The organism is Rhabdothermincola salaria (assembly GCF_021246445.1).
GTDB lineage: Bacteria > Actinomycetota > Acidimicrobiia > Acidimicrobiales > Acidimicrobilacustridaceae > Rhabdothermincola_A > Rhabdothermincola_A salaria.
This window is the reverse complement of record NZ_JAJQXW010000002.1, coordinates 824,127-848,123: the sequence shown is the minus strand read 5'-3', so window position 1 is coordinate 848,123 and position 23,997 is coordinate 824,127. Positions and strand designations below refer to the sequence as shown.

General features: G+C 74.4%; 19 protein-coding genes. 12 read left to right on the top strand and 7 right to left on the bottom strand.

What is annotated here, in order from left to right; all coding sequences use genetic code 11:
- Positions 1-3 precede the first annotated feature (3 nt).
- Positions 4-399: a pyridoxamine 5'-phosphate oxidase family protein gene (locus LUW87_RS13190; RefSeq protein ID WP_232671642.1), complete on the top strand. Its 396-nt coding sequence runs from the start codon at positions 4-6 to the stop codon at positions 397-399.
- On the opposite strand, the gene LUW87_RS13185 is transcribed toward LUW87_RS13190, so the two are convergent.
- A complete protein-coding gene (locus LUW87_RS13185) occupies positions 374-553 on the bottom strand; it encodes a hypothetical protein (RefSeq protein WP_232671641.1) in 180 nt (59 codons plus the stop codon). The genes LUW87_RS13190 and LUW87_RS13185 overlap by 26 nt on opposite strands.
- Before the next feature lie 220 nt (positions 554-773).
- Between LUW87_RS13185 and LUW87_RS13180 the strand changes: the two genes are divergently transcribed.
- The 3 genes from LUW87_RS13180 to sigJ all read left to right on the top strand — a co-directional run bounded on the left by LUW87_RS13180 (position 774) and on the right by sigJ (position 4,316).
- Positions 774-1,757 carry a peptidoglycan-binding domain-containing protein gene (locus tag LUW87_RS13180; RefSeq protein WP_232671640.1) on the top strand — a complete coding sequence of 328 codons (984 nt, stop codon included), beginning with the start codon at positions 774-776 and terminating at the stop codon, positions 1,755-1,757.
- Between the two features lie 247 nt (positions 1,758-2,004).
- Positions 2,005-3,378, top strand: coding sequence for an FAD-dependent oxidoreductase (locus LUW87_RS13175; RefSeq protein WP_232671639.1), 1,374 nt, complete (start codon positions 2,005-2,007; stop codon positions 3,376-3,378).
- A complete protein-coding gene (sigJ, locus tag LUW87_RS13170) occupies positions 3,375-4,316 on the top strand; it encodes an RNA polymerase sigma factor SigJ (RefSeq protein WP_232671638.1) in 942 nt (313 codons plus the stop codon). The genes LUW87_RS13175 and sigJ overlap by 4 nt, the downstream gene beginning before the upstream one ends.
- 44 nt (positions 4,317-4,360) lie before the next feature.
- On the opposite strand, the gene LUW87_RS13165 is transcribed toward sigJ, so the two are convergent.
- Positions 4,361-5,203, bottom strand: a complete 843-nt coding sequence (locus LUW87_RS13165) for a DNA-formamidopyrimidine glycosylase family protein (protein WP_232671637.1) — start codon at positions 5,201-5,203, stop codon at positions 4,361-4,363.
- Positions 5,190-9,812, bottom strand: coding sequence for an Lhr family helicase (locus tag LUW87_RS13160; protein ID WP_232671636.1), 4,623 nt, complete (start codon positions 9,810-9,812; stop codon positions 5,190-5,192). The genes LUW87_RS13165 and LUW87_RS13160 overlap by 14 nt, the downstream gene beginning before the upstream one ends.
- A 116-nt stretch (positions 9,813-9,928) precedes the next feature.
- Between LUW87_RS13160 and LUW87_RS13155 the strand changes: the two genes are divergently transcribed.
- Entirely contained in the window at positions 9,929-10,600 is a 672-nt protein-coding gene (locus tag LUW87_RS13155; RefSeq protein ID WP_232671635.1) for a metal-dependent transcriptional regulator, read from the top strand.
- Between the two features lie 33 nt (positions 10,601-10,633).
- Here LUW87_RS13155 and LUW87_RS13150 read toward each other — a convergent pair whose 3' ends face one another.
- Positions 10,634-12,751: a HelD family protein gene (locus tag LUW87_RS13150; RefSeq protein ID WP_232671634.1), complete on the bottom strand. Its 2,118-nt coding sequence runs from the start codon at positions 12,749-12,751 to the stop codon at positions 10,634-10,636.
- A gap of 192 nt (positions 12,752-12,943) precedes the next feature.
- Between LUW87_RS13150 and hemE the strand changes: the two genes are divergently transcribed.
- The 5 genes from hemE (at position 12,944) to LUW87_RS13125 (ending at position 18,468) form a co-directional block, all read left to right on the top strand.
- Positions 12,944-14,047 (top strand): uroporphyrinogen decarboxylase, encoded by a 1,104-nt coding sequence (hemE, locus tag LUW87_RS13145; protein ID WP_232671633.1) that lies wholly within the window; start codon positions 12,944-12,946, stop codon positions 14,045-14,047.
- Positions 14,044-14,985, top strand: coding sequence for a ferrochelatase (gene hemH, locus LUW87_RS13140; RefSeq protein WP_232671632.1), 942 nt, complete (start codon positions 14,044-14,046; stop codon positions 14,983-14,985). The genes hemE and hemH overlap by 4 nt, the downstream gene beginning before the upstream one ends.
- Positions 14,982-16,442: a protoporphyrinogen oxidase gene (gene hemG, locus LUW87_RS13135; RefSeq protein WP_232671631.1), complete on the top strand. Its 1,461-nt coding sequence runs from the start codon at positions 14,982-14,984 to the stop codon at positions 16,440-16,442. Before hemH ends, hemG begins: the two co-directional genes overlap by 4 nt.
- Positions 16,443-16,543: 101 nt before the next feature.
- Positions 16,544-17,791 (top strand): C40 family peptidase, encoded by a 1,248-nt coding sequence (locus LUW87_RS13130; RefSeq protein WP_232671630.1) that lies wholly within the window; start codon positions 16,544-16,546, stop codon positions 17,789-17,791.
- Between the two features lie 62 nt (positions 17,792-17,853).
- Complete coding sequence (locus tag LUW87_RS13125; RefSeq protein WP_232671629.1) at positions 17,854-18,468, top strand: alpha/beta hydrolase; 615 nt, start codon at positions 17,854-17,856, stop codon at positions 18,466-18,468.
- A gap of 17 nt (positions 18,469-18,485) precedes the next feature.
- Here the strand turns inward: LUW87_RS13125 and LUW87_RS13120 are convergent, their stop codons facing one another.
- Positions 18,486-19,451, bottom strand: a complete 966-nt coding sequence (locus LUW87_RS13120; protein WP_232671628.1) for an aminoglycoside phosphotransferase family protein — start codon at positions 19,449-19,451, stop codon at positions 18,486-18,488.
- A 72-nt stretch (positions 19,452-19,523) separates the two neighbouring features.
- Here LUW87_RS13120 and LUW87_RS13115 point away from each other — a divergent pair, with 72 nt between their 5' ends.
- The gene (locus tag LUW87_RS13115) at positions 19,524-20,093 is read left to right on the top strand and encodes a copper chaperone PCu(A)C (protein ID WP_232671627.1); all 570 of its coding nucleotides are present in this window, start codon (positions 19,524-19,526) and stop codon (positions 20,091-20,093) included.
- Positions 20,094-20,212: 119 nt separating this feature from the next.
- Entirely contained in the window at positions 20,213-21,733 is a 1,521-nt protein-coding gene (gene lnt / locus LUW87_RS13110) for an apolipoprotein N-acyltransferase (RefSeq protein WP_232671626.1), read from the top strand.
- 53 nt (positions 21,734-21,786) lie between these two features.
- On the opposite strand, the gene LUW87_RS13105 is transcribed toward lnt, so the two are convergent.
- Positions 21,787-23,427: an ABC-F family ATP-binding cassette domain-containing protein gene (locus LUW87_RS13105; RefSeq protein WP_232671625.1), complete on the bottom strand. Its 1,641-nt coding sequence runs from the start codon at positions 23,425-23,427 to the stop codon at positions 21,787-21,789.
- Between the two features lie 68 nt (positions 23,428-23,495).
- On the bottom strand, positions 23,496-23,933 hold the full coding sequence (gene dtd, locus LUW87_RS13100) for a D-aminoacyl-tRNA deacylase (RefSeq protein WP_232671624.1): 438 nt from the start codon (positions 23,931-23,933) through the stop codon (positions 23,496-23,498).
- Between the last annotated feature and the right edge of the window lie 64 nt (positions 23,934-23,997).

Below are 23,997 nucleotides of genomic sequence, written 5' to 3'. Positions count from 1 at the left end.
CCCATGGCCCTCGACCCCTCCGCCTTCCCCGCCGAGGTCACCGCGTTCCTCACCGAACGCCACCTCGCCACCCTCACCACCATCCGCCCCGACGGCACCCCTCATGTGGTGGCCGTGGGCTTCACCTGGGACCCCGACGCGTCCCTGGTGCGAGTGATCACCTGGGCCGACAGCCACAAGGCCCGCAACGTCGTCCGCCAGGGGTCGGTGGCCGCAGCCGTGTGCCAGGTGGACGGCGGGCGCTGGCTCACGATCGAAGGCATCGCCACGGTCACCGCCGACCCCGACGCGGTGGCCGAGGGCGTACGCCGCTACACCGAGCGCTACCGCCCGCCCAAGCAGCGCGACGACCGGGTGGTGATCGAGATCGCCGTCACCCGGGCGATGGGTCGGGCTTGACGTCGCCCTCGTCGGCGGGCGACACGCCCACGGCGTCGGACTCGACCCGCAGGCTGTGGGGCAACGTCTCGGGCCGCAGGATCAGCCGGGGTCCCCGGTCCCACGTGAGGTAGTTCCAGAACCAGCTCACGAGCACGGACAACCGGTTGCGCATGCCCAACAGGTAGACGAGGTGCAGACCGAGCCAGGCCGACCAGGCGATCCCACCGTCGAGGACCGGACGGCATGCACGGGAGATGGGGCCTCGCCCGGGGCGGCGAGGTCTACGAGTGGTCGGATCGGGTAGCGCGCGCGTCAACGACACGCCGTCGCCCACCCCGGACCATGAGGGGCTGACGGCCACATCCCCATCGACGACCCAGGAGATCTTCCTCGTGAACCCACGCGCTCTCTTCTCGGCACTCCCCGCCACCGCCCTCAGCATGGCCCTGGTGGCGGCGGCACCTTCCGCGGCCGCCGCCCAGTCGGCGGAACCCGCCGTGCAGGAATCCACCGGTGCACCGACCGCCACGCTGGCCGGCATCTCCGACCGGCCGCTGCTCTCGCTCGGCGACACCGGCCAGTCCGTGGCCGCCTGGCAACGCCAGATGAACATCCTCACCGGCGCCGACCTCGACGTCGACGGGGTCTACGACACCACCACCGAGCAGGCGACATCCAACTTCCAGGCCTTCTTCGGGCTGCGCGCCGACGGAATCGTGGGCGAGAACACGCGCACGTTGATGCGCTACCTGCTCGCCATCACTCGCGACTACACCGCCCTGGTGGCCTACGAGGGCTACGAGGTGAACGGCTACCAGAGCGAGGGCGGCTTCTGCTTCGAGGTGCTCGCCGGCGACGACTGGAACGTCGAGTGCGGCCCCCTGCCGCCCTACGAGGTGAGCGCCCAGACGGTCCAGGTCGGTGAACGCCTGGTGCTCCTCGGCAGCGCCCAGCCGACCATCGGCCAGGTCGCCCTCGACACCGGGGAGCCCGAGGCCGAGCCCCTTCCCGCCGACATGGTGGCCGACGTGCGCGGCACCGATCGGATCGTCTGGGTCAGCGCCCTGCCCCCGGACAGCGTCGACGTGGTGCGAGCCTACGACGGCGACGGCGTCGAGGTGCGGGCGATCGTCATCGACGACGAGCGCTCCATCCAGATTCTCGAGCGAGGCGACCGCGGTCCCGCCGTGGCCCAGTGGCAGAACGACCTGAACCGGCTCCTCGGCGTGGGTCTGGCCGTCGACGGCATCTTCGGACAGAACACCGTCCAGGTCACCACGGCCTTCCAGGCGTTCTTCGGGCTCACCGCCGACGGCATCGTGGGCCCCGAGACCCGCACGCTGGTCGAGTACCTGCTCGCCATCAGCGGCCGCTGACGCACGGCCAGCCGGCCGAACGGCCCGGAGCTCGGGCCGACCAGACCCTCACGTTCGTCCTCCTCGTCGAGCCGGCGGGGAGGACGACGCGCGCCCGGACCGGACCATCGGTGGCCACCAGCACCGGCCGTTCGACCGGGCGGAGGGACGGTGATGGTCGTCACATCCGGGCGCTCGCGGTCACGTTCGGGGTCCGGCCGTCGTCGATCCGTCGACGGAGCGACACCTCAGCGACCAGGAGGACGCCATGGCGGCGCCGACCCACCACCACCCACCGGACACCGACCGAGCCCGACACGACACCCCCGACGATGACGGCGCCGGGCGGCCCGGGCCTCGCGACCGCGACGCGATCGTGGTGGGCGCCGGCTTGGCCGGTCTCGCCGCCGCGGCCACGATCGCCCGCGCCGGTCGATCGGTCACCGTGCTCGGTGGGCTGACGCCCGGCGGGCGGGCCCGCACGGATCATCACGGCGGCTTCGCCCTCAACCGGGGGCCACACGCCCTCTACCGACGGGCACCCGGGACCGAGGTCCTGGCCCGCCTCGGCATCGAACCAGACGGTGCCGGCCCACCTGGCGGCGGTGCGCTGCTCTGGGGCGACCCCCGCACACCCGACGTGCTGGTCGGGCTCCGGGCCCGCCAGCTGGCGGCCCCGGGCGGGGTGGGCCCCCGCGGGCTGGCCGCCCTGGTCCGCCTGGTGCGCGCCGCGACCCGCACCGACCCCGCAGCCGTCGCCCACCTGAGCATCGACGAGTGGCTCGAGGCCACCGTCGCGGCGCGGTGGCGGGACCTGGCCCGCACCGTCGTGCGCATCACCACCTACGTGGCGGACACCGACCGGGCGTCGGCCGACGTCGCGGTCGGACAGCTGCGCGCCGCCCGCCACGGGGTCGACTACCTGCACGGCGGCTGGGGCCAGCTCGTCGACGCCCTCCGGGAGGCTCTCGCCGCCGCAGCCGGCGACGTCACCTGGACCGACGAACGGGCCCGGCAGGTGGCCCGCCACGACGGCCGGACCGTGGTGGAGACCCCTGCGGGGACGTGGACCGGCGACGCCGTGGTGGTCGCCGCCGGGGGTCCCGAGACCTGCGCCCGCCTACTCGGCACCACTGCCACGGCCGCCTGGCCCGGGTTGGGCCACCCCGTTCGGGTGTCCTGCCTGGACATGGGCCTTCGTCGCCCACCCCCACGACCGGTCCTCGTCGGTGTCGACCGCCCCCTCTACCTCATCGCCCACGCTCCCGCCGCCCGGCTGGCCCCTCCCGGCCAGGCGTTGGTCCACGCCTTGGTGAACCACCGCACCGGGGAGGAACCGGACCGCCGCCACACCCGGGCGACGCTCGAGGCGCTGGCCCGCCGGGCCGGCATCACGGACGACCTCGTCGCCGTCGACCGCTACCTTCATCGCATGACGGTGGTCGGGGCGCTGCCCACGCCCGACAGCGGCGGCCTGGCGGGCCGCCCGACGATCCACGCCCCCGGCCGGTCCGGCGTGTGGGTCGCCGGCGACTGGGTGGGGGAGGTGGGCTTCCTGGCCGACGCCTCCCTGGCCAGCGGCGAAGCAGCCGGGCGCGCCGCGGTCGCCCACCTGGACGCCCGCGCGGACCACCGCTCGTGACGAGCGACCGCGGCGCCACGCCAGCCGCAGTCGACACCCGCGCCATGGGGTTCGACGCCGAACGCCTCCGCCTCGTGGGCGTCGCCTACCGCATCCTCGGTTCGCGCGCCGAGGCCGAGGACGCGGTGCAGGACGCCTGGTTGCGCTACCAGCGCGTCGAGGAGGAACCTCGCAACCTGGCGGCGTGGCTCACCACGGTGACCAGCCGACTGGCCCTCGACCGGTTGCGGCTCGCCGTGCGTCGGCGCGAGACCTACGTGGGTCCCTGGCTGCCCGAACCCGTCCGCACCGACCTCGGGGAGCCCACCGCCGACCCCGGCGGTGCGCCGGGGATGGATCCCGCCGTCGCCGTCGACCGGGCGGCCACGCTGACCCTCGGCGTGCTCGTGGTACTCGACACCCTGAGCCCCGAGGACCGGGTGGTGTTCCTGATGGCGGACGTCTTCGGCGTGCCGTACGCAGAGATCGCCTCCACCGTCGGTCGTTCGCCGGAGGCGTGCCGGAAAGCCGCCAGCCGCGCCCGTCGGCGGGTGCGGTCCGCGGCGCCGGCACCCGGCCGCACCTCGGTGGGCTGGGACCTCGCCGCCCGGTTGGCGGCGGCCGTCGCCGCCGGCGACGTCGACGCCACGATGGCCCTGCTCGCCCCTGACGCCGAGCTCGTCACCGACGGCGGCCCCTCCCGCCATGCCGCCCGCCGTCCGGTCCGGGGAGCCCCGAGGGTGACGCGCTTCTTGATCAACGTCACATCGCGCCTGGACGCGAGCGACATCGAGCTCGTCGAGGTCAACGGTTCGCTCGCGGTCGTGGCCCGCACCGCGGCGGAGCCGATCGCCGTGCTCACCGCCGACCCGGACGACACCGGACGGGTTCGGGCCATCCGGCTGGTGCTCGCTCCCGAGAAGCTGACCGGGCTCGATCGGGCGGTGGTGCCCTCATGAGACTGCGACGGAGCTCGGCGTGCCACCGCCGGATCGGACAGGGGTCAGGAAGGTGGGCGCGGCGCCGACAGCCCGGCAGCAGGAGGGGGTTGGCAGGTGGGGCACCAGTAGGTGCTGCGGGCCTGGGGCCCGGTGCGGGCCATGCGCACGGGGGTGGCGCAGCGCCGGCAGGGCTCGCCCTTGCGGCCGTACACGGCGAGGGTGCCGGGCGGGCCCGGCCAGGTCGTGCGCGCCGTGGTGGTGAGGTTGGCTCGCAGCTGACGGGCGGCGGTGGCCACCACGCGCCAGCGCGTGTCGCCGTCGAGGTGGCCGACCGGTGTCGACGGATGAAGGCCCAGAGCGAAGGGCACCTCGCTCTTGTAGACGTTGCCGACACCGCAGCACACGCGCTGGTCGAGCAGGACCTCGGCGAGGGCGGTGGTGGGGTCGAGTGACCCCATGCGTCGAACCGTCTCGGCGAGGTCGGCGTCGCTGCGGCACAGGTCCGGCCCGAGGTGGCCGGTGCGCGGGGCGCGCACGAGCTCGACCACCGGAGCCGAGAAGCACACCGCCACCCAGCCGTCGTCGATGGGCTCGGGACCCTCGGGGCGACGGTCGGTCCCTCCCACCTCGAGCACCACCCGGGCCAGGTGCGCCGGCTTGCGCCACCGTTCGCCGCGTCGGTAGAGGTGCCAGCTGCCGGTCATGCGCATGTGGGTCTGGAGCACCCAGCCGTCGTCGAAGGCGATCAGCAGGTGCTTGCCCTCGGCGCCGACCGAGGTGACGACGGTGCCTGGCCCCGGCAGGGGCGGGGGCAGCCGTCGAGCCTCCATCCGCACCAACGCCCGCCCCTCGAGCGCCGGACGCAACCGGGCTGCGGTGCGGTGGATGGTGTCACCCTCGGGCACGGCTGCTCCGCAGGGTGAGGCCCCGGTAGCCGTCGGCGAAGCCGGCATCGCGCAGCACCTCGGCCAGTGGTGACTCGCCAGCCGGCTCACCATCGATGCGGGTGATCTCGAGGCGCCCGACGCGCCCGCCGTGCACCAGCTGGGCGATGGCCGCGGCCCAGTGGGCGTGACGTCCGGCGGACGGGAAGGTGGACAACGTTCGCCCACCCCGTTCGAGGTGCACCACCGGCTCGCCCGCCACGAGCACCACGAACGCGCCCGCCGACCGCGCCGGGCGACCGGCCGATGCCGGCCAGGGCAACGTGAGCCCGAAGGGCTGGGCCGGGTCGGTGGCGGCGAGCACGACCGGTGAGAGGTCGTCCTCGCCCACCTCGCGGGCGGCCCGCAGGCGGTCGACAGCACCCGGCAGGGCGAACTGGGCTGCCCCGAGCCCGGCCACGAAGTAGCCCCGCCGGACCTGCCCCCGTTCCTCGAGGGCCTTCAGCACCTGGTACACGCCGGCGAAGCCGCCTTCGACCCCCTCGCCCAGCACCGCCTCGCGGGTGAGGACCCCGTGCCGTTCGAGCAGCTGCAGGGCGGTGGCGTGCGCCGCCTCCGTGGGGGTGGGCGAGGTGTCGAGCAGGGTGGCGACCGACGACCAGCGACCGGCACCCGCCGGGGGCCCGAGCCGGCTGAGAGAGCCGACCGCCGGGCGACCGAGGTTGGGGCGGCGTCCGAGCGAGCGCAGCGTGGCGGCCCGGGTGGCGCTGTTCGCCCCGCGCCGAGCACGCGAACCCGAGGCCTTCCGACGGCCGCCGCCGGCGACGAGGGAGCGCAGCGGGGCCAGGGAGTCGTTGGTGACCAGGCCGGCCCACACCAGTTCCCACAGGGCGTCGAGCACCGTGGGGTCGTCGTAGGCCGCCCCGGCTCGTTGGGCCGCCGCCACCAGGTCGGGCCAGAACGACGCCCCCCGCTCGCCCAGGTGGTGGTGCAACGCCCGCCGCACCTGGGCCGCGCCGTCGTCGTCGGGCCCGAGGAGCCCGTCGACGGCCTCGGGGTCCGGCGCGGCGACCAGCAACGCGGCCTGGTCGCGGAACAGCAGGCGCACCCGCCCGTCGCCGGCACCGACCGCACCGGCTCCGACCCACACCACCTCGCCGGCGGTCATCAAGGCGTCGAGGTCGGACGGCTGGTAGCCCGGCACCCGGGCGGCGAGGACGTCGGCCTCCAGCACCGAGGCGGGCACGGCCGCTCCCTGCACCACCCCGAGGGCCTCGACGAGCGCCTCCACGCCCCGGCGAGGAGATCCCACGCCCTGCCACCCGGGGAGGAAGCGGGCCAGGGCGTCGCCCTCGACGGGCTCGACCTCCCGGCGCAGCGCGGCCAGCGATCGACGACGGAGCTGGCGCAGCACGTCGTCGTCGACCCATTCGCGCTCGACGCCGTCCGGCCGGAACTCGCCGCGCACCAGGCGACCCTCGCCCTCGAGCACGTCGAGGGCGGCGCCGACCCGGTCGACCCCGACGCCGTAGCGGGCGGCCACCTGGGCGGCCAGGAACGGCCCGTGGGTGCGGGCGAAGCGGGCGACCAGGTCGACGAGCGGCGCGGCGACGGGGTCGGTGAAGGCCGCCGGCAGCCCCGGCGGCAGTGCCACCCCCAGAGCATCCCGGAGGCGGGCGGCGTCCTCGGCCGCGGCGAGGCGCTCCTCTCCCCCGACCACCACGGCGATGGCCCGGCGCGTGGCCACGAGCTCGTCGAGCCAGGCACCGACGGCGGCTTCCGCTCGACCGTCGCGGGGTTCGCTGCGCGACTCGATCTCCCATCGAGAGAGCGGCCCCAACCGCCGCAGCAGGTCGTGGGCCTCGTCGACGTCGCGTGCCCGGCGGCCGTCGGTGAGGCGCTGGAGCTCGAGCTCGAGGTCGGCCAGGACGGCAGGGTCGAGGAGGTCGCGCAGCTCTTCGGCGCCCAACAGCTCGCGCAGCAGGTCGCGGTCGAGGGCCAGCGCCGCCGCCCGGCGCTCGGCGAGCGGGGCGTCGCCCTCGTACATGTAGACCGACACCCAGCCGAACAGCAGCGACTGGGCGAACGGCGAGGCCTTCGGGGTGTCGACGGCCACCACCCGGACCCGACGGGACCGCAGGTCGGCCAGCACCTCACGCAGGGCGGGCAGGTCGAAGACGTCGTTGAGGCACTCGCGGGTGGTCTCCAGCAGGATCGGGAAGTCCGGATAGCGGGCGGCCACCGCGAGGAGGTCGGCGGCCCGCTGGCGCTGTTGCCACAGCGGCGTTCGCCGGTCGGGGCGACGGCGGGGCAGCAGCAGGGCGCGCGCCGCGCACTCTCGGAAACGACCGGCGAACATCGCCGTCTGGGGCAACTGGGCGATGACCAGCTCGTCGATCTCGTCGGGGTCGATCGTGAGCTCCTCGACGGGCAGGGAGTCGATGGCCTCGGGGAGGCGCAGCACGATGCCGTCGTCGCTCCAGATCAGCTCGACGTCGACCCCCCAGCGTTCGGCCAGCCGGGCCTGCAGCGCCATGCCCCACGGGGCGTGGACCTGGGCGCCGAACGGGGTGTGCACGCAGACCCGCCAGTCGCCGATCTCGTCGCGGAAGCGCTCGACGACCACCGTGCGGTCGTCGGGCACCACCCCTGCGCAGGCGTCGCTCTGCTCGTCGAGGTAGGCGAGGAGGTTGGCGGCGGCGAGCGGGTCGAGGGCATGGCGTTCGGCGAGGACCGTGAGGGCTTCGTCGGGGGCCGTGGACCGGATGGTGCGCACGAACTCGCCCAGGGCGCGACCCAGCTCCAAGGGCCGCCCGGGGCCGTCGCCGTGCCAGAACGGCATCTTGCCGGGCTGCCCCGGAGCCGGGGACACCACCACGCGTTCGTGGGTGATGTCCTCGATCCGCCAGGTGGAGGCACCGAGCAGGAACGTCTCGCCCGGCCGGCTCTCGTAGACCATCTCCTCGTCGAGCTCGCCGACCCGGGTGCCGTCGGGGAGGAAGACGCCGTAGAGGCCCCGGTCGACGATGGTGCCCCCGCTGGTCACGGCCAGACGTTGGGCCCCCGCCCGGGCCCGCACGGTGCCCTCGATGCGGTCCCACACGATCCGGGGCCGCAGCTCGCCGAACTCCTCGCTCGGGTACCGACCGGCCAGCAGGTCGAGGACGTTGGCCAGGACCTCCTCGGACAGCTCGGCGTAGTTGGCCGACGAATGGACGAGGCGGGTGAGGTCGTCGACGGACCAGTCGTCCATGGCCACCATGGCCACGATCTGCTGGGCCAGCACGTCGAGGGGGTTGCGGGGGTAGCGGGTGTGCTCGATGAGGCCCTGTTGCATGCGGTCGACGACGACGGCGGCCTCGACCAGGTCGTTGCGGTGCTTGGGGAAGAGCTTGCCCCGGCTGGGCTCGCCGACCTGGTGCCCGGCTCGCCCCACCCGCTGCAGGCCCCGGCTCACGGCCCCGGGCGACTCGACCTGCACGACCAGGTCGACGGCTCCCATGTCGATGCCCAGCTCCAGCGACGACGTGGCGACCAGGCCCTTGAGCTCGCCACGCTTGAGGCGGTCCTCGATGAGGAGGCGGCGCTCCCTGCTGAGCGAGCCGTGGTGGGCCATGACCAGCTCCGCCCCTTCGTTCGGCGGCGTCCCGACGGCCTCGGCGGCCCGGTTCTCGCCCTCGAGGTGGAGCTCGTTGAGGCGGGTGGCCAGGCGTTCGGCCAGGCGACGGGCGTTGACGAAGATGATGGTGCTGCGGTGGGCCTGGACCAGCTCGAGCAGGCGGGGGTGCATCGACGGCCAGATGGAGCGTCGCACCGGCCCGGCCGCCGCCGGACCGCTGACCGGTTCCTCGATGACCTCGCCCAGCGCGCCCATGTCCTCGACCGGCACGACCACTTCGAGCTCGAGCGGCTTGCGCACCCCGGCATCGACGATCGTCACCGGGCGGGGGCTTCGGGCGACCGGGTCGTGGCCCCCCAGGAAGCGGGCGATCTCGTCGAGCGGTCGCTGGGTGGCCGAGAGGCCGATGCGCTGCACGGGCCGGTCGGTGACGGCGTCGAGGCGTTCGAGGGTGAGCGACAGGTGGGCGCCCCGCTTGGTGGGCGCGAGGGCGTGGATCTCGTCGATGATCACCGCCTCGACACCCCGCAGGGTCTCGCGGGCCTGGGAGGTGAGCATCAGGTACAGCGACTCGGGGGTGGTGATCAGCAGGTCGGGCGGGTGGCGCAGCATCCGGCGGCGCTCGTCGGCCGGGGTGTCGCCGGTGCGCATGGCGACCGTGGGCGCGGTGAAGGCCTCCCCGAGACGCTCGGCGGCCAGGCCGATGCCCGCCAGCGGCGCCCGGAGGTTCTTCTCGATGTCGACGGCCAGGGCCCGCAACGGCGACACGTACACCAGCCGGGTGCGCCGCTCCCGGTCGGGGGGGGTCGGCGCGGTGACGAGACGATCGAGGCCCCACAGGAAGGCGGCCAGCGTCTTGCCCGACCCGGTGGGCGCCAGCACGAGCGAGTGGTCGCCCGCGCTGATGGCCGGCCACCCCTTGGCCTGGGGCGCGGTGGGCGCGGCGAACGAGGTCGAGAACCAGGCCCGCACGGGGCCGGAGAAGGCCCCGAGGGGGTCGTCGGACGGCACCCGGTCACGGTACCCAGGGCCGGCGACCCCCGGACCGGCCCGGCTCCATCCGAACGGCCGGTGAACTCCTGCGACCGACCCGCCCAAGGCGGCGACCGACCCGTAGACTGCCAGCCATGGCACCGCCCGCGACCCGTGAATGGCATCCGGCCTTCGAGGAGTACTGCGAGGCCATCTTCGAGCTCCGCGAAGACGACCTCGACGTCATCCAGGCCCGCATCGCCGAACGGCTCGACGTCTCGCGGCCGGCGGTGTCGGAGATGATCCGCAAGATGGACAAGGCGGGGCTGGTCACCGTCGACGCCGGGGCGATCAAGCTCACGGCCAACGGCGCCGAGCTGGCCGAGAGCGTGGTGCGCCGCCATCGTCTGGCCGAGCGGTTCCTCACCGACATCCTCGGCCTCTCGTGGGCCGACGCCCACGTCGAGGCCGGTCGCTGGGAGCACGTCATCTCCCCCACCGTCGAGACCGCCATGATGTCGGTGCTGGGCGCGCCCACCACCTGCCCGCACGGCAACCCGATCCCCGGCACCGACTACGACGCGCCGGACGCGGTGAGCCTCGACAGCCTCTCGGTCGGCTCCCGTTTCGTCGTCAGCCGCATCCCCGAGGAGCTGGAGTTCACCCCGGGCATCCTCGACTTCCTCGAGGAGTCGTCGCTGCTGCCCGGCAACAAGGGCCTCGTCACCGCCACGTCCCCCGACGGCACCACCACCGTCGAGGTCGGCGGCAACCGGGTCGGCATCGGCGCCTTCGCCAGCGGACGCATCCTCGTCACCGCCGCCTGAGCGGCACCGCTCCTCGGCCGCCGGATGGCCGGACTACTCGTCGAGGCAGGCCGGCAGCGGGGCCTCGTGGACGACGGCGAGCCGCTTGGTGGCTCGGGTGAGCGCCACGTAGAGCGCCCGCTCACCCTGGGCCTCCTCGGCGACGATCGCCTCGGGCTCGACCACCACGGCGGCATCGACCTCGAGGCCCTTCACCAACCCCACCTCGACCACCGTGACCTGGTGGTCGAGCCCGGCGCGAGTGGCCCGACCGAAGGGGACCTCGGCGTTCGACAGGGCGTTGCACAAGGGTTCGACCATCGAGGCCGAGCAGATGACGGCCACCTGGCCGGGGTCGACGGCGGTCCGCTCGGCCAGCACGGTGGCCACCGCCTCGGCCGAGAGCTGCCCGGGTCCGACCCGGCGGACGGTGGGGGCGGTGCCGTCCTCTCGTACCGAACGCGGCGGCGTGAGGTCGGGGGCGGCGTGGCGCAGCACCCGCGCCGCCAGGTCCATGATCGGCGCCGGCAGCCGGTAGCCGAGGGTGAGCTCGGCCCGGCGCGGTGGGCGCTTGGCGGGGAGGCGCTCGAGGATCTCGTCCCACGAGGCGTGGGCCCACTGTCCGGTGGCCTGGGCGATGTCGCCGACGATGGTCATCGAGCCGTTGAGCGACCGGCGATCGAGCATCCGCAGCTGCATGGGCGAGAGGTCCTGGGCCTCGTCGACCACGATGTGGCCGTAGGTGCGCACCTCGTCGTCGTGGTCACCGGGGCGCTTGCGGCGCGGCTTGGGGCCGAGGACGGCCTTGGCCTCGTCGAGCAGGGGGGCGTCGTCGGTGGCCCAGACGACGTCCTCGACCCGCTCCGATCGGGGTCGGCGCAACGACCGCCACTCGTCGTCGGTGAGCAGGTCGCGGGCGGCGTGGCGCAACAACGACGGCGCCCCGTACAGGTCGTGGAGCAGCTGGGCCGGGGTGAGGACCGGCCACATCCACTCGAGCGCCTCTCGCACGGAGATGTCGTGGCGGAGCCGCTCGCGCACCTCGGAGGCATCGAGCTCGTCACGACCGGACAGGGCCAGCTCGGCGTACACCTCGCCCTCGACGTAGCGCCGCCCCGAGTTGTGGCGTCGATACCGACGGCGGGCCTCGGCCACGATGCGAGCACTGCGCTCGCGCGTGAGGGTGAGGCGCTGCAACCCGTAGCCGACGTGGAGGTCCGAGCGCAGGGGGAGCTCGCGGTCGCGCACCGCCCGGGCGAGGAACTTGGCCATGCGGGGATCGCCTTTGACCCGGGCGGTGAGGCCTCGGTCGTAGCCCTGGATGCGGACGTCGTCGACCAGGTCGGGGAGCACGACCAGCTCGACGCCCGCTTCGCCCAACGAGGGCAGCACCTGCTCGATGTAGCCGAGGAAGAGGCGGTTGGGACCGACCACCAGCACCCCTTGGCCCTCGAGGGGGAACCGGTGCGTGTAGAGCAGGTAGGCCGCCCGGTGCAGGGCCACGACCGTCTTGCCGGTGCCGGGCCCGCCCTGGACCACCAGCACCCCCGGCAGCGGACTGCGGATGATCTCGTCCTGCTCACCCTGGATGGTGGCGACGATGTCGCCGAGCTTGCCCGTGCGCGCCGTCTCGAGCGCCGAGAAGAGCGCCCCCTGCCCGGTGACGCCGGCGGTCTCGGGCTCACCGGACTCGGCGGCCAGCCCGTACTGGGCCAGGGCGTCACCGAAGAGCTCGTCCTCGATGCCGAGCAGCGTGCGGCCACGCGTGGCGAAGTGGCGCCGGCGGGACAGCCCCATGGACTGGCGACCGGTGGCCCGGTAGAAGGGCTCGGCCACCGGGGCCCGCCAGTCGACGATCAGGGGCTCCTGGGTGGCGTCGCTGACGGCGATGCGGCCGATGTAGAAGCTCTCGGTGCCGTCCCCACCGGCGTCGGGGTCCTCGCGGTCGATCCGACCGAAGCAGAGCGCAGCGTCGCCCAGCTCGAGCTGCTGGAGGCGGTTGACGACGGTGTCGAGGATGACCTCGCGCTCGTAGCGGGCCTGCTCGGTGCCGCCCCGCCCGACCTCGACCATCGAGGTGAGACGGGTCGCCGCACGCCGAGAGGCCTCGAGGGCCGCGTAGGCCTGGTCGAGGTACTCCTGCTCGGCAGCCAGATCGGGATGGTTGGCCATGGTGTCTCGGGGTGTCGGCCACTGCCGACGGGTGCGAGCCGGTGGCCGCAACGGCCGACCGGGGGATCGGACAGCCTATCCGGGCGCAGCCGCGTCGGACCGAGCGCGGGCGCGCTCCGGGAGGGCACCGCACCGCGGACCGCACCGCTCGCCGACTCGGAGCCGCCGAGGTCGGAGGCGTAGCGTGGCCGGGTGCCTCCCGACCAGTCCGCCTCCGCCACCGACCCGGCCTCCCCTGACCTCGCTCCCTTCCTGCGGGCCTGCCGTGGCATCCCGGGTGGGCCGGGAGACCGGGTGCCCGTCTGGTTCATGCGCCAGGCCGGTCGCTCGCTCCCCGAGTACCGGGCCGTCCGTGGCTCGGGCAGCATCCTCGACGCCATCGCCGACCCCGAGCTCTCGGCCGAGATCACCCTGCAGCCGGTGCGCCGCTACGGCGTCGACGCCGCCATCTTGTACTCCGACATCGTCGTCCCCGTGCACGCCATCGGCTTCGGGGTCGACGTCGTCCCCGGGGTCGGGCCGGTCGTGTCCGACCCCTTCCGGGGCGCGGCCGACCTCGATCGCCTCCGGCCGCTCGACCCGGAGGCCGACACGCCGTACGTGCTCGAGACGGTCCGCATCCTCTCCCGCGAGCTCACGGTGCCCCTGATCGGGTTCGCCGGAGCCCCCTTCACGGTGGCCAGCTACCTGATCGAAGGGCGCCCCTCTCGCACCTACGGGCTGACCAAGGCCCTCATGCACGGCGACCCGGCCCTGTGGCACGAGCTCATGGACCGCCTGGTCGACCTGGCGGTGGTGTCGCTGCGCAGCCAGGTCGACGCCGGCGCCCAGGCACTGCAGGTCTTCGACAGCTGGGCCGGTGCCCTCAGCCCACCCGTGTACCAGCAGTTCGTCCTGCCCCACAGCCGGCGACTCTTCGCCGAGGTGGCCGACCTCGACGTCCCCCGCATCCACTTCGGTGTGGGCACCGGCGAGCTGCTCGGCCTCATGGCCGCCGCCGGGGTCGACGTCGTGGGCGTCGACTGGCGGGTGCCCATCGACGTGGCCCGCACCCGGGTGCCCGAGCACGTGGCCCTGCAGGGCAACCTCGATCCGGCTCTGTGCCTGGCTCCCTGGGACGTCGTGGCCGAAGCCACCCGCGACGTCCTCACCCGCAACGCCGGGCACCCGGGCCACGTGTTCAACCTCGGTCACGGGGTGCTCCCCGAGCTCGACCCGGGGATCCTCGAACAGGTCGTGGAGCTGGTGCACGCCGAGGGCCGCTGCGACGGCCCGTTCCCGGAGGGAGAGCGATGAGCGGAGACCGCGCTGCTCCTCTCGGCCTGCTGGTGATGGCCTACGGCACACCTCGCACGCCCGAGGACGTCGAGGCCTACTACACCCACATCCGCCGAGGACGTCCTCCCACGCCCGAGCTGCTGGCCGATCTCACGGCGCGCTACGACGCCATCGGCGGCATCTCCCCGCTCGCCGCGCTCACCGAGGCCCAACGAGCCGCCCTCGCCGACGCCCTCGAGGCCCGTCAGCCGGGCCGCTGGAAGGTGGTGCTGGGCCAGAAGCACGCGGCACCGTTCATCGAGGACGGGGTGGCCGAGCTGGCCGCCGCCGGCGTGCACGACATGGTCGGCCTGGTGCTCGCCCCGCACTACTCGGGGTTCAGCGTGGGCCAGTACCAGCAGCGAGCCGCCGACGCCGGCGACGAGCACGCCATGGCCCTGCACCGCATCGACCGATGGCACCTCCTGCCCGCCTACCTCGACTTCCTCGCCGCCGCCGTGACCGACGCTCGCGCCTCGCTGCCGGCCGACCACAAGGTGCTCTTCACCGCCCACTCGCTGCCCGAACGGGTCCTCGAGGGCGACCCGTACCCCGACGAGCTGCGCCAGACCGCGGCCGCGGTGGCCGAGCGGGTGGGGCTGTCGCCGTGGCCCGAGTGGGCGCTGGCCTGGCAGAGCGCCGGGCGGACCCCCGAGCCCTGGAGAGGTCCCGACGTGCTGGAGGTCATCCGGGACCTGGCCGCCACGGGCCGCACCGACGGCGTGCTGGTCTGTGCCCAGGGCTTCACCGCCGACCACCTCGAGGTGCTCTACGACCTCGACATCGAGGCGTCCGGCATCGCCGCCGAGGTGGGTCTGGCCTTCGCCCGCACCCGCTCGCTGAACGCCGAGCCCACGGTCATGGCCGCACTGGCCGACGAGGTCGTGAGGGTGGCGGAGGCGGGCCTCGCCCCATGAGCCCCGCCCCTCGGGTCGTGGTGGTGGGGGCGGGCATCACCGGCCTGACCGCGGCCTTCACGATCATGACCCGCACCCCTCAGGTCGACGTCACCGTGCTCGAGGCCGCCGACCGGGTGGGCGGCAAGGTCCTCACCACCCCCTTCGCCGGACGGCCCGTCGACTGCGGCGCCGACGCCTTCCTGGCCCGGGTCCCCGAGGCGATCGAGCTCTGTGAGGAGCTCGGCCTCGACACCGTGCTCACGTCACCCGCCCGCCGCTCTGCGCTCGTCTATTCCGGCGGCGCCCTCCGTCGATTGCCGGAGGGCCTCGTGCTCGGCGTCCCCACCGACCTCGACGCCCTGGCCGGTTCGGGCATCGTGAGCCCCGACGCCGTGGTCCGTGCCTCCGCCGACGTCGACACCACCGAGTGGTTGCCCGGCGAACCGTCAGGCGACCCGCTGGCCGACGGCGACGAGTCCGTGGGGACCCTGGTCCGTCGCCGCCTCGGCGACGAGGTCTTCGAACGGCTGGTGGCTCCCCTCTTGTCCGGCGTCAACGCCGGCGACGCCGACCACCTGAGCGTGGCTGCGGGTGCGGCCCAGATCGGAGCGGCGGCGCGCCGCCACCCCAGCCTGGTGGTCGGCCTACGCCAGCAGACGGCGGACGCGCGTGCCGCCGGGGCCGACCCCGAGGCGCCGGTCTTCCGGGGAATCCCCGTCGGCACCCAGACCCTCACCGACCTGCTCCTCGCCCGGCTGGTGGCCGGTGGCGCGTCCGTGCACCTCTCCTCGGCCGTCACCGCTCTCGACCACCGCCTCACCGATGGAGGCGCTCGCTCGGGGTGGACCCTGCGCACCGAGCACGGCGTCGTCGACGCCGATGCCGTGGTGCTGGCCGTGCCCGCACCGGTCGCCGCCCGGGTGCTCCACGACCACGCGGCCGATGCCGCGGCGGGCCTGGCGGAGCTCGAGTACGCCTCGGTGGCCATGGTGACGCTGGCGGTGCCGCTCGACCGGATCGAGCGCGACCTCGACGCCTCCGGCTTCCTCGTGGCACGCGGCGAAGGGCTCGCCGCCCTCACCGCCTGCTCGTGGGCGTCGTCGAAGTGGGCCCACCTGGCCGATCCCGACGTCGCCGTGCTGCGCGTCTCGGCCGGTCGTCACGGCGACACCGGTGCACTCGAGCTCGACGACCCCGAGCTGGTGCGGGTGCTCACCGGCGACCTCGCCGCCACCATGGGCGTCGACGGGCCACCGGTGGCGGCGCGGGTCACCCGCTGGCCCGACGGCCTCCCCCAGTTCCGGCCCGGGCACCTGGGCCGCGTCGCCGCCTGGCGCGACGAGGTGGCCGACCGGGCTCCGGGCGTGGTGCTCGCCGGCGCGAGCTACGACGGCCTCGGGCTGCCGGCCTGCATCCGCCAGGGCCGGGTCGCGGCAGCCGACGCGGCGCGTCAGGCCCTCGACGCGACGCGCTGACCGCGTGGCGGGCTCGAGACATAGGTCTGATTACCCAGGTAGAGGGCCGATCCAGACCTGGTGTTGCGCATTCGAGGTCAGGCTGTAAAGATTCCGCAACAATGCGAACCGAACGAAGCCCCCGGGCAACCCGTCGAAACCGCAAGGTCCTCTCCGGCATCGTCGTCGCCGGCATCCTCGCCGTCCCCGTCGCCGGCGGCCTGCCGGCCAGCGCCCAGTCGTCGATCTCCGACAAGCGCGCCGAGGCCGCCGAGGTGGCGGCCGAGCTCACCGAGCTCGACAACCGCCTCATGACCCTCAACGCCGAGGCCGAGGCCGCCAGCTACGAGCTGCACCAGGCCGAGGAGCAGGTGGGCGAGGCCCGAGCCCGCGTCGAGCACACCAACGCCGAGCTCGAGCAGCGTCGCAGCGAGCTGCGCACCTTCGCGGTGAAGGCCTACCAGACCGGCGGCGAGGACCCCGTCCTCAACGCGGTGCTCACCACCGAGGCCGACACCGCCCCGGCCAAGCAGTCCTACATCACGGTCACCACCGGCAACCGCTCCGACCTCGTCGACAGCCTCAGCGCCATGCGCCGCCAGGCCGAGGACGAGACCAAGGCGCTCGAGCAGGCCCAGGCCGAGGCCGAGGCCATCACCCGCCGCATCGCCGAGAAGCGCGACGAGGTGGCCTCCGCCACCGAGGCCCAGCGCGCCATCAACGAGCGGGTCCAGGGCGAGCTGGCCGGGCTGGTCGCCGAGGAGCAGGAGCGCCAGCGCCAGGCCGCGGCCCGAGCCGCCGAGGAAGCGGCCCGCCAGGCCCAGGCCGAGGCTGCCGCCCAGCAGCAACAGCAGCAGGCCCGTTCCAGCCAGTCGACCTCGCAGCGTTCGAGCTCGACGCAGGCCCCCCGCCCGGAGGCGCCCACGGCGCCCCCCGCCCCGACGGCCCCGACGGCCCCCACCGCCCCGAGCACGCCTGCTCCGGCACCGGCGGACCCCGGACCGGTCCGCTCGGGCATCCAGGGCGCCATCGACCTCGCCGTGAGCAAGGCCGGCAACTCCACCTACGTCTGGGGCGCTTCCGGCCCCAACAGCTTCGACTGCTCCGGGCTCCTCGTGTGGGCCTTCAGCCAGGTCGGCATCTCCCTGCCGCACTACAGCGGCGCCCAGTACAACGCCACCACCCGCATCTCGCGCTCGCAGGTGCAGGCCGGCGACCTGGTCTTCTGGGGCTCCGGTGGCTCCGAGCACGTGGCCCTGGCCATCGGGCCCAACACCTTGGTGCACGCCTTCGGCTCGCTGAAGGGCGTCGGCATCACCAACCTCGACGGTTGGTGGAAGGCGCCCTCGGGCTACGGACGGATCCGCTGAGCGGACCCGGTCCCGTCACCCCCGAGCTCAGCTACCACGGTCCGCCCTCTACGGGGCGGGCCGTGCTCGTCCTACCCGGCTACGGCGACACCAGCGCCGTCATCACCCGCCGGTTGCACCTGATCGACCCCGACGAACGCTGGACCGTCGCCGTGGCCGAACCGGCGTGGCCGGGTCCGGCGGGGCCGATGTGGTACACGGTCGACACCGACGGGCCCGACCCCGAGGGCGTCACCCGAGCCGTGTCGGCGGTCGATCGGGCCCTCGACGACGTGGCCGGACGCTGCGGGGTGTCGCGCGAGGAGGTCGTGCTGGTGGGGTACTCCCAGGGAGGGGCCACCGCCCTGGCCACGGCGCTCGACCCCCGGCTCGGCCCGCCTCCGGCCGCGGTGGCCCTGCTGGCGGGCTACCTCGTGCACCGTGACGACGACGAGCTCGACCTCTCCCGGGCCCACGGCCGGCCGGTGCTCGTGGCCCACGGCCGCGACGACGACATGGTCGACCCCCTGCGCGGTCGCGCCGCGGCCAAGGCCCTCCACCGCCGCGGCGCCGTCACCTCATGGCAAGAGGTCGCCGGCAGCCATCGCCTGGGGCCAGCCCTGCTCGCCCCCCTCGCCGCGTGGCTCGACGCCCTCGCCGACGGGCGTGTCCCCCACCAGCCCCCGCCAGGGGTCTGACACCGCGAGCCCGAGGCTCAGCGCAACGACCAGGGCCGCGACGAGTCCCGGCCCGGGCGCCAGTGGTCGAGGCGGACCTCGGCCTCGGCCGCCAACACGGCGGAGCCACCCCGGTTGGCCACCGACCACGCGGTGACCCACAGCTCGTAGGCCTCGACCATCACCTCCAGGCCCGGCCACACGTGCAGCTCTCGGCCATAGCCCTGCATGAGCTCCTCGAGGACGCGGGGACTGGCGTCGTAGCGCCGCACCGCCACGACGTGGGGGACGAGGTCGGCCGCGGCCGGGCCCACGCCTGCCAGCTCGAGATCGGCCAGGACGAGGCCCTCGTCGGTGACGATGGCGTTGTCGCGGTGGAGGTCTCCGTGCACCACGGCCACCCCCAGTGGGTCGTCCTCCGGCGCGGGCCAGGTGGCCCGGAGCCGGGCGATGTGACCGTCGAGCAGACCGAGGTCGCGCTCGTCGGTGAGGCCCAGCTCCGCAGCGCGCTCCAACTCGGCGGCGACCGCGGTGAGCGGGTCGTAGGGCGCCACCCCTTCGACCCCGCCCCGGGTGGCGTCGTGCAGCCGGCGCGCCAGGCGCCCCAGGCCTTCGGGCGAGGCCTCGACACCATGGGCGTCGAGCCAGCGCCACAGCGTCACCGGACCGGCCTCGGTGAGCACGGGCTGGTCGGCCGGGCCGGTGAGGGTGATGGCCGGCACCCCGCGCTCGGCCATCACCTCGGACGCGATGACCTGGCGGCAGGCGGCATCGACCCGCCGGGGGTCGTCGACCCGCCCGAGCACCCGGGCCACGGGCAGCCCCACCAGCACCGACGACCCGGCCCGCCAGATGCCGGCGGCCTCCGCGTCGAGGCCGACGTGGTCGGCCACCTCGAGCACCGCCGCCATGGCGGCCCGCTCACGCCCCTCCGAGGCCGGCCGCAGCCGCGCGGCGTCCGACGCGGCGGAGGAGGGCCGCTCGAACGGTGCGTCGGGGACCATGGCGGCATCCTCCCACGGCCCTGCGCCGCGATCTGACCCGCACCCCCGGGGTGGGCGAGGATCGTGGGCACCATGACGACCTCCGATTCCCCCACCGCCGATCGGCCCCCGGCCGGTCCCCTACGCCGCTGGGCCCCGGCCCTGGTCGTGCTCGGCGGCATCGCCCTGCTCGTGGTGGTGGCCATCGTCAGCCCGTTCGGCACCACCCCTCCCGAGGTGCGCGTCACCACCGCGCTCGTCGGGGCCGACGCCGACCCCGCCGGTGCCTACCTGGTGCTCGAGAACGACGGCGGCAGTGACGACCTGGTGGCGGTCACCTCGCCGGCCGGTGAGGTGACCCTCCAACGGCGCGTGATCGACGGCGCCACCGACCAGGAGGCCCTCGAGCCGACCGCGTCGCTGCGGGTCGGTGGCTTCGAGGAGACCCGCCTGCAGCCCGGCGACGACCAGCTCCTGTTGACCACCACCGATGGGCGAGCACCGGCCGTGGGCGAGACGGTGAGCCTCACGCTCGAGTTCCGACTGTCGGATCCGATCACCGTCGACGCCGAGGTGCTCTCCTACGACGACGTCGGTGCCGCCCTGTTGCCGCCGCGCATCATCGCCGGCGCCACCACCACCTCCACGCCCGGCGCCTCGTAGCGCCGAGCGCCCACCGGAGGTCCTCGCGCCGGCGGGGCCGATCGGCCCGGCCCCACCGCAGCGAACCCGCCGCGACGGCGACGGGGCCGCACCTCGTCGCCGCGCCATGATGGTGCGCCGTGCCCGCCCTCACCCTCCCCGCCGTGTCCGATCGGGCCCGCGGCCTGTCGCTGGCCTTCCTCGGCGGGCTCTGCCTGGCGGCGTCGGTCCCGCCGTGGGGGTGGTGGCCGGCGGCCTTCGTCGGGGTCGCCCTGTGGGACCGGGCGATCGCCGGGCGCACCGCCCGCTCCCGCTTCCTGCGGTCCTGGCTCCTCGGCGCGGTCTGGTTGATGCCCGCCACCTTGTGGATGTGGGACCTCACCGCTCCCGGGTACCTCGTCGCCGGCGCCCTCTTCGGCGCCTACGTGGGTGTCGCCGGGGCCCTGGTCCCCTCGCCCCCCGGTCGCCCCTGGGTGCGCTGGCTGGCCCTCCCGGGCGCGCTGGTGCTCTGCGAGGCTGCCCGCTGGTCGTTCCCCTTCGGCGGGGTGCCGTTGGCCACCACCGCCATGAGCCAGGCGGCCGCCCCCCTCGGGCAGGTGGCCCGCGTCGGCAGCGCCATCGGCGTGGTGCTCGCCGTCGGCGTGGTGGGGGTGGCGCTCTCGGCCGCATGGGAGCGCCGCTGGGGGGTCGCCGGCGCGCTGGTGGTGGGCGTCGCCGTCCTGTGGGGTCTCGCGTCGGTCGCCCCCCGGGGCGAGGCGGTCGGCGACCTCACGGTGGCCCTGGTCCAAGGAGGCGGCCCCCAACGCACGAGAGCCGCCGACACCGACCCCTGGGAGGTGTTCCAGCGCCACCTCGAGGCCAGCGACGACGTGACCACACCCGTCGACCTCGTGCTGTGGCCCGAGAACGTGATCAGCGTGGAGGGCCCCCTGACCGACAGCCGCGAGCACCGAGAGCTCGTCGCCCTGGCCCGCCGCCTCGACACGACGCTCGTCATCGGGGCCACGGAAGGCGTCGACGCCGAGCGCTTCACCAACTTCGCCGCCGTCTACGACGCCGACGGCGACCTCGGGGATCGCTACGACAAGGTGCGGCGGGTGCCGTTCGGCGAGTACGTGCCCTTCCGATCGCTGGTCGAGTCGGTGGCCGGCTCGGCATCGCTCACCCGTCGCGACGCCGTCATCGGCGAGGAGCCCGCCGTGCTCGAGACGCCGGCGGGCCCCTTCAGCCTGGCCATCTCCTGGGAGATCTTCTTCACCGACCGGGTCCGAGAGGGCGTGGAGTTCGGGGGGCAGGCCGTGTTGAACCCCACCAACGGGTCGTCGTACTGGCTGACCCAGGTCCAGAGCCAGCAGGTGGCCTCGAGTCGGCTGCGGGCCATCGAGACCGGCCGGTGGGTGCTGCAGGCCGCCCCGACCGGGTTCAGCGCGGTGGTGACCCCCGAGGGCGAGGTCGTGGCCCGCACGGGGGTCAGCGAGCGCCGGGTCCTGGAGGAGACGATCGAGCGGCGCGAGGGCCTGACCATCGCCACCCGGATCGGGCCGCTGCCGGTGGTGGGGCTCGGAGGCCTGCTGGTGGTCGCCGCCTGGGTGCTGGCCCGTCGGACGACGTCGCCCACGGGGAGCCCCGACGAGGACGACGTGGTCCTCGACCCGAGCTGACCCGGCCGAAGCTGACGGCCGGCGCCGGTCGCGTTCGGTCCGGTCCGCCCGGCTCAGCCCTCGGCGGCGGGCTCCCCCGACCGGCCGGCCCACGCCTCGACCTCCACGACCCGTTCCACCGCCAGGCGCTCCAGGAACCGGCGATCGTGGCTCACCACCACCAGCGTCCCCGTGTAGGCCTCGAGGGCCGTCTCGAGCTGTTCGATGGCCTCGGGATCGAGGTGGTTGGTGGGCTCGTCGAGGACCAGGCAGTTCACGCCCTCGGCCATCAGGGTGGCGAGCACCGCCCGGCTGCGCTCGCCCGGGGAGAGGTCGGCGCCGGTCCGGCCCACGTGATCGGCCCCGAGACCGAACTTGGCCAGCAGCGACCGGGCCTCGCTGAGCGGGAGGCCGGTGCGGTCCTGCACCACGGCGACGACCGAACGCTCGCCGTCGAAGGCGGTGCGGGCCTGGTCCATCTCGCCCACCACCACGCCCGGACCCACCCAGCGCCGACCCGAGGCGAGCGGGGCCCTGCCGAGCAGGGCGGCCAACAGGGTGGACTTGCCGGTGCCGTTCGCGCCCACGATCGCCACCCGCTCCTGCCAGGCGATCTCGAGGTCCACCGGGCCCAGGCGGAACCCTCCCCGTTGGACCACGGCGGCGTCGAGGCGGGCGACCACGTCGCCACTGCGGGCCGCCGGGCTCAACCGCAGATCGAGACGCCACCCCTCCCACGGCTTGTCGACCACCTCCAGACGGGCGAGGCGACGCTCGGTGGCGCGGACCTTGCCGGCCTCCTTCTCGCTGCGGGCGACCTTGCGGGCCCGGAGGTGCTTGTCGGTCTCCCCACCGCTCCTGGCCGCCCGCACGCCCTTCTGCGACCACTGCAGCTGTCGCCGCTGCCGGTCGCGGAGACGGTCCCGTTCGGCGACGTAGTCGCCGTGGGCCTGGTACTGCTGGCGACGGGCCAAGGCCCGTGCCTCGACGTAGTCCGACCACCCGCCCGCGTACTCCACCAGGTGACGCCGCCGTTCGTCGACCTCGACGATGCGGTGGACGGCCCGGTCGAGGAAGGCCCGGTCGTGGGACACGACCACGGCCGCACCCGCGAACCCGTCGAGGAAGGACTCGAGCAGGTCGAGACCGGCGAAGTCGAGGTTGTTGGTGGGCTCGTCGAGCAAGAGGACGTCCACCCGGGTGAGCAGGATCGCAGCCAGCGCGGCGCGGGCGGCCTCGCCTCCGGAGAGGGTGGCGGTCTGCTGGTCGAAGGGCGCCGACGCCAGGCCCACCTCCTCGACCACCTGGGCCGACCGGTGTTCGAAGTCGGCGCCACCCAGGGCGAGGAAGTGGTCGAGGGCGTGGGAGTACTGGGCGATCACCTCCGGGTCCTCGGCCAGCGCAGCCGTCCACCGGTCGAGCTGCGAGGACGCCTCGGCCACGCCCGTGCGGCGGGCCAGGTAGGCGGACAGCGTCTCCCCCGGTCGAGCGTCGGGCTCCTGGGGCAACAAGGCGACGGTGAGGTCGCCCGGCGCCCGCTCGATCGCGCCGACGTCGGGCCGGTCGAGCCCGGCGAGCAGTCGCAGCAGCGTGGACTTGCCGATGCCGTTGCGACCGATGACACCGACCCGGTCAGCGCCGTCGACGGTGAGGTCGACGTGGTCGAGGACGGTCAGCCCTCCATAGGAACGCGAGACGTCGCGGGCGCGGAGCACCCGCCGACAGTAGAGCCGCCCACCGGCCCGACCCGAGGGGTTTCGCTTCGCCGCGGGTACGACCGGGCTCAGAGCTCGAGCACCAAGGTGACAGGACCGTCGTTGACCAGCGCGACCTGCATGTCGGCCCCGAAGCGCCCGGTGGCGACGGTGGCGCCCCGGGCCCGCAGGGCGTCGGCCACCGCCTCCACCAGCGGTTCGGCCACCGGACCAGGGGCCGCCGCCCCCCAACCGGGACGGCGGCCCTTGCGGGTGTCGCCGTACAGGGTGAACTGCGAGATCACCAGGATCTCGCCGCCGACCTCCTCGGCCGAGCGGTCCATGCGGCCCTCGTCGTCGGGGAAGATCCGCAGCTGCCAGACCTTGCCGGCCAGCTGCTCGGCCCGGCCGACGTCGTCGTCGTGGGTCACCCCGACGAGAGCGCAGAGCCCGCGCCCGATCGCACCGACCACCTCACCGTCGACGGTCACCGACGCACTCGTCACCCGTTGCACCACTGCACGCATGCCGCCGAGTCTCCCAGCCCCCGCCGAGGTCCGGCGCCCGCCCACGCGAGGACGCCCCCCGGCA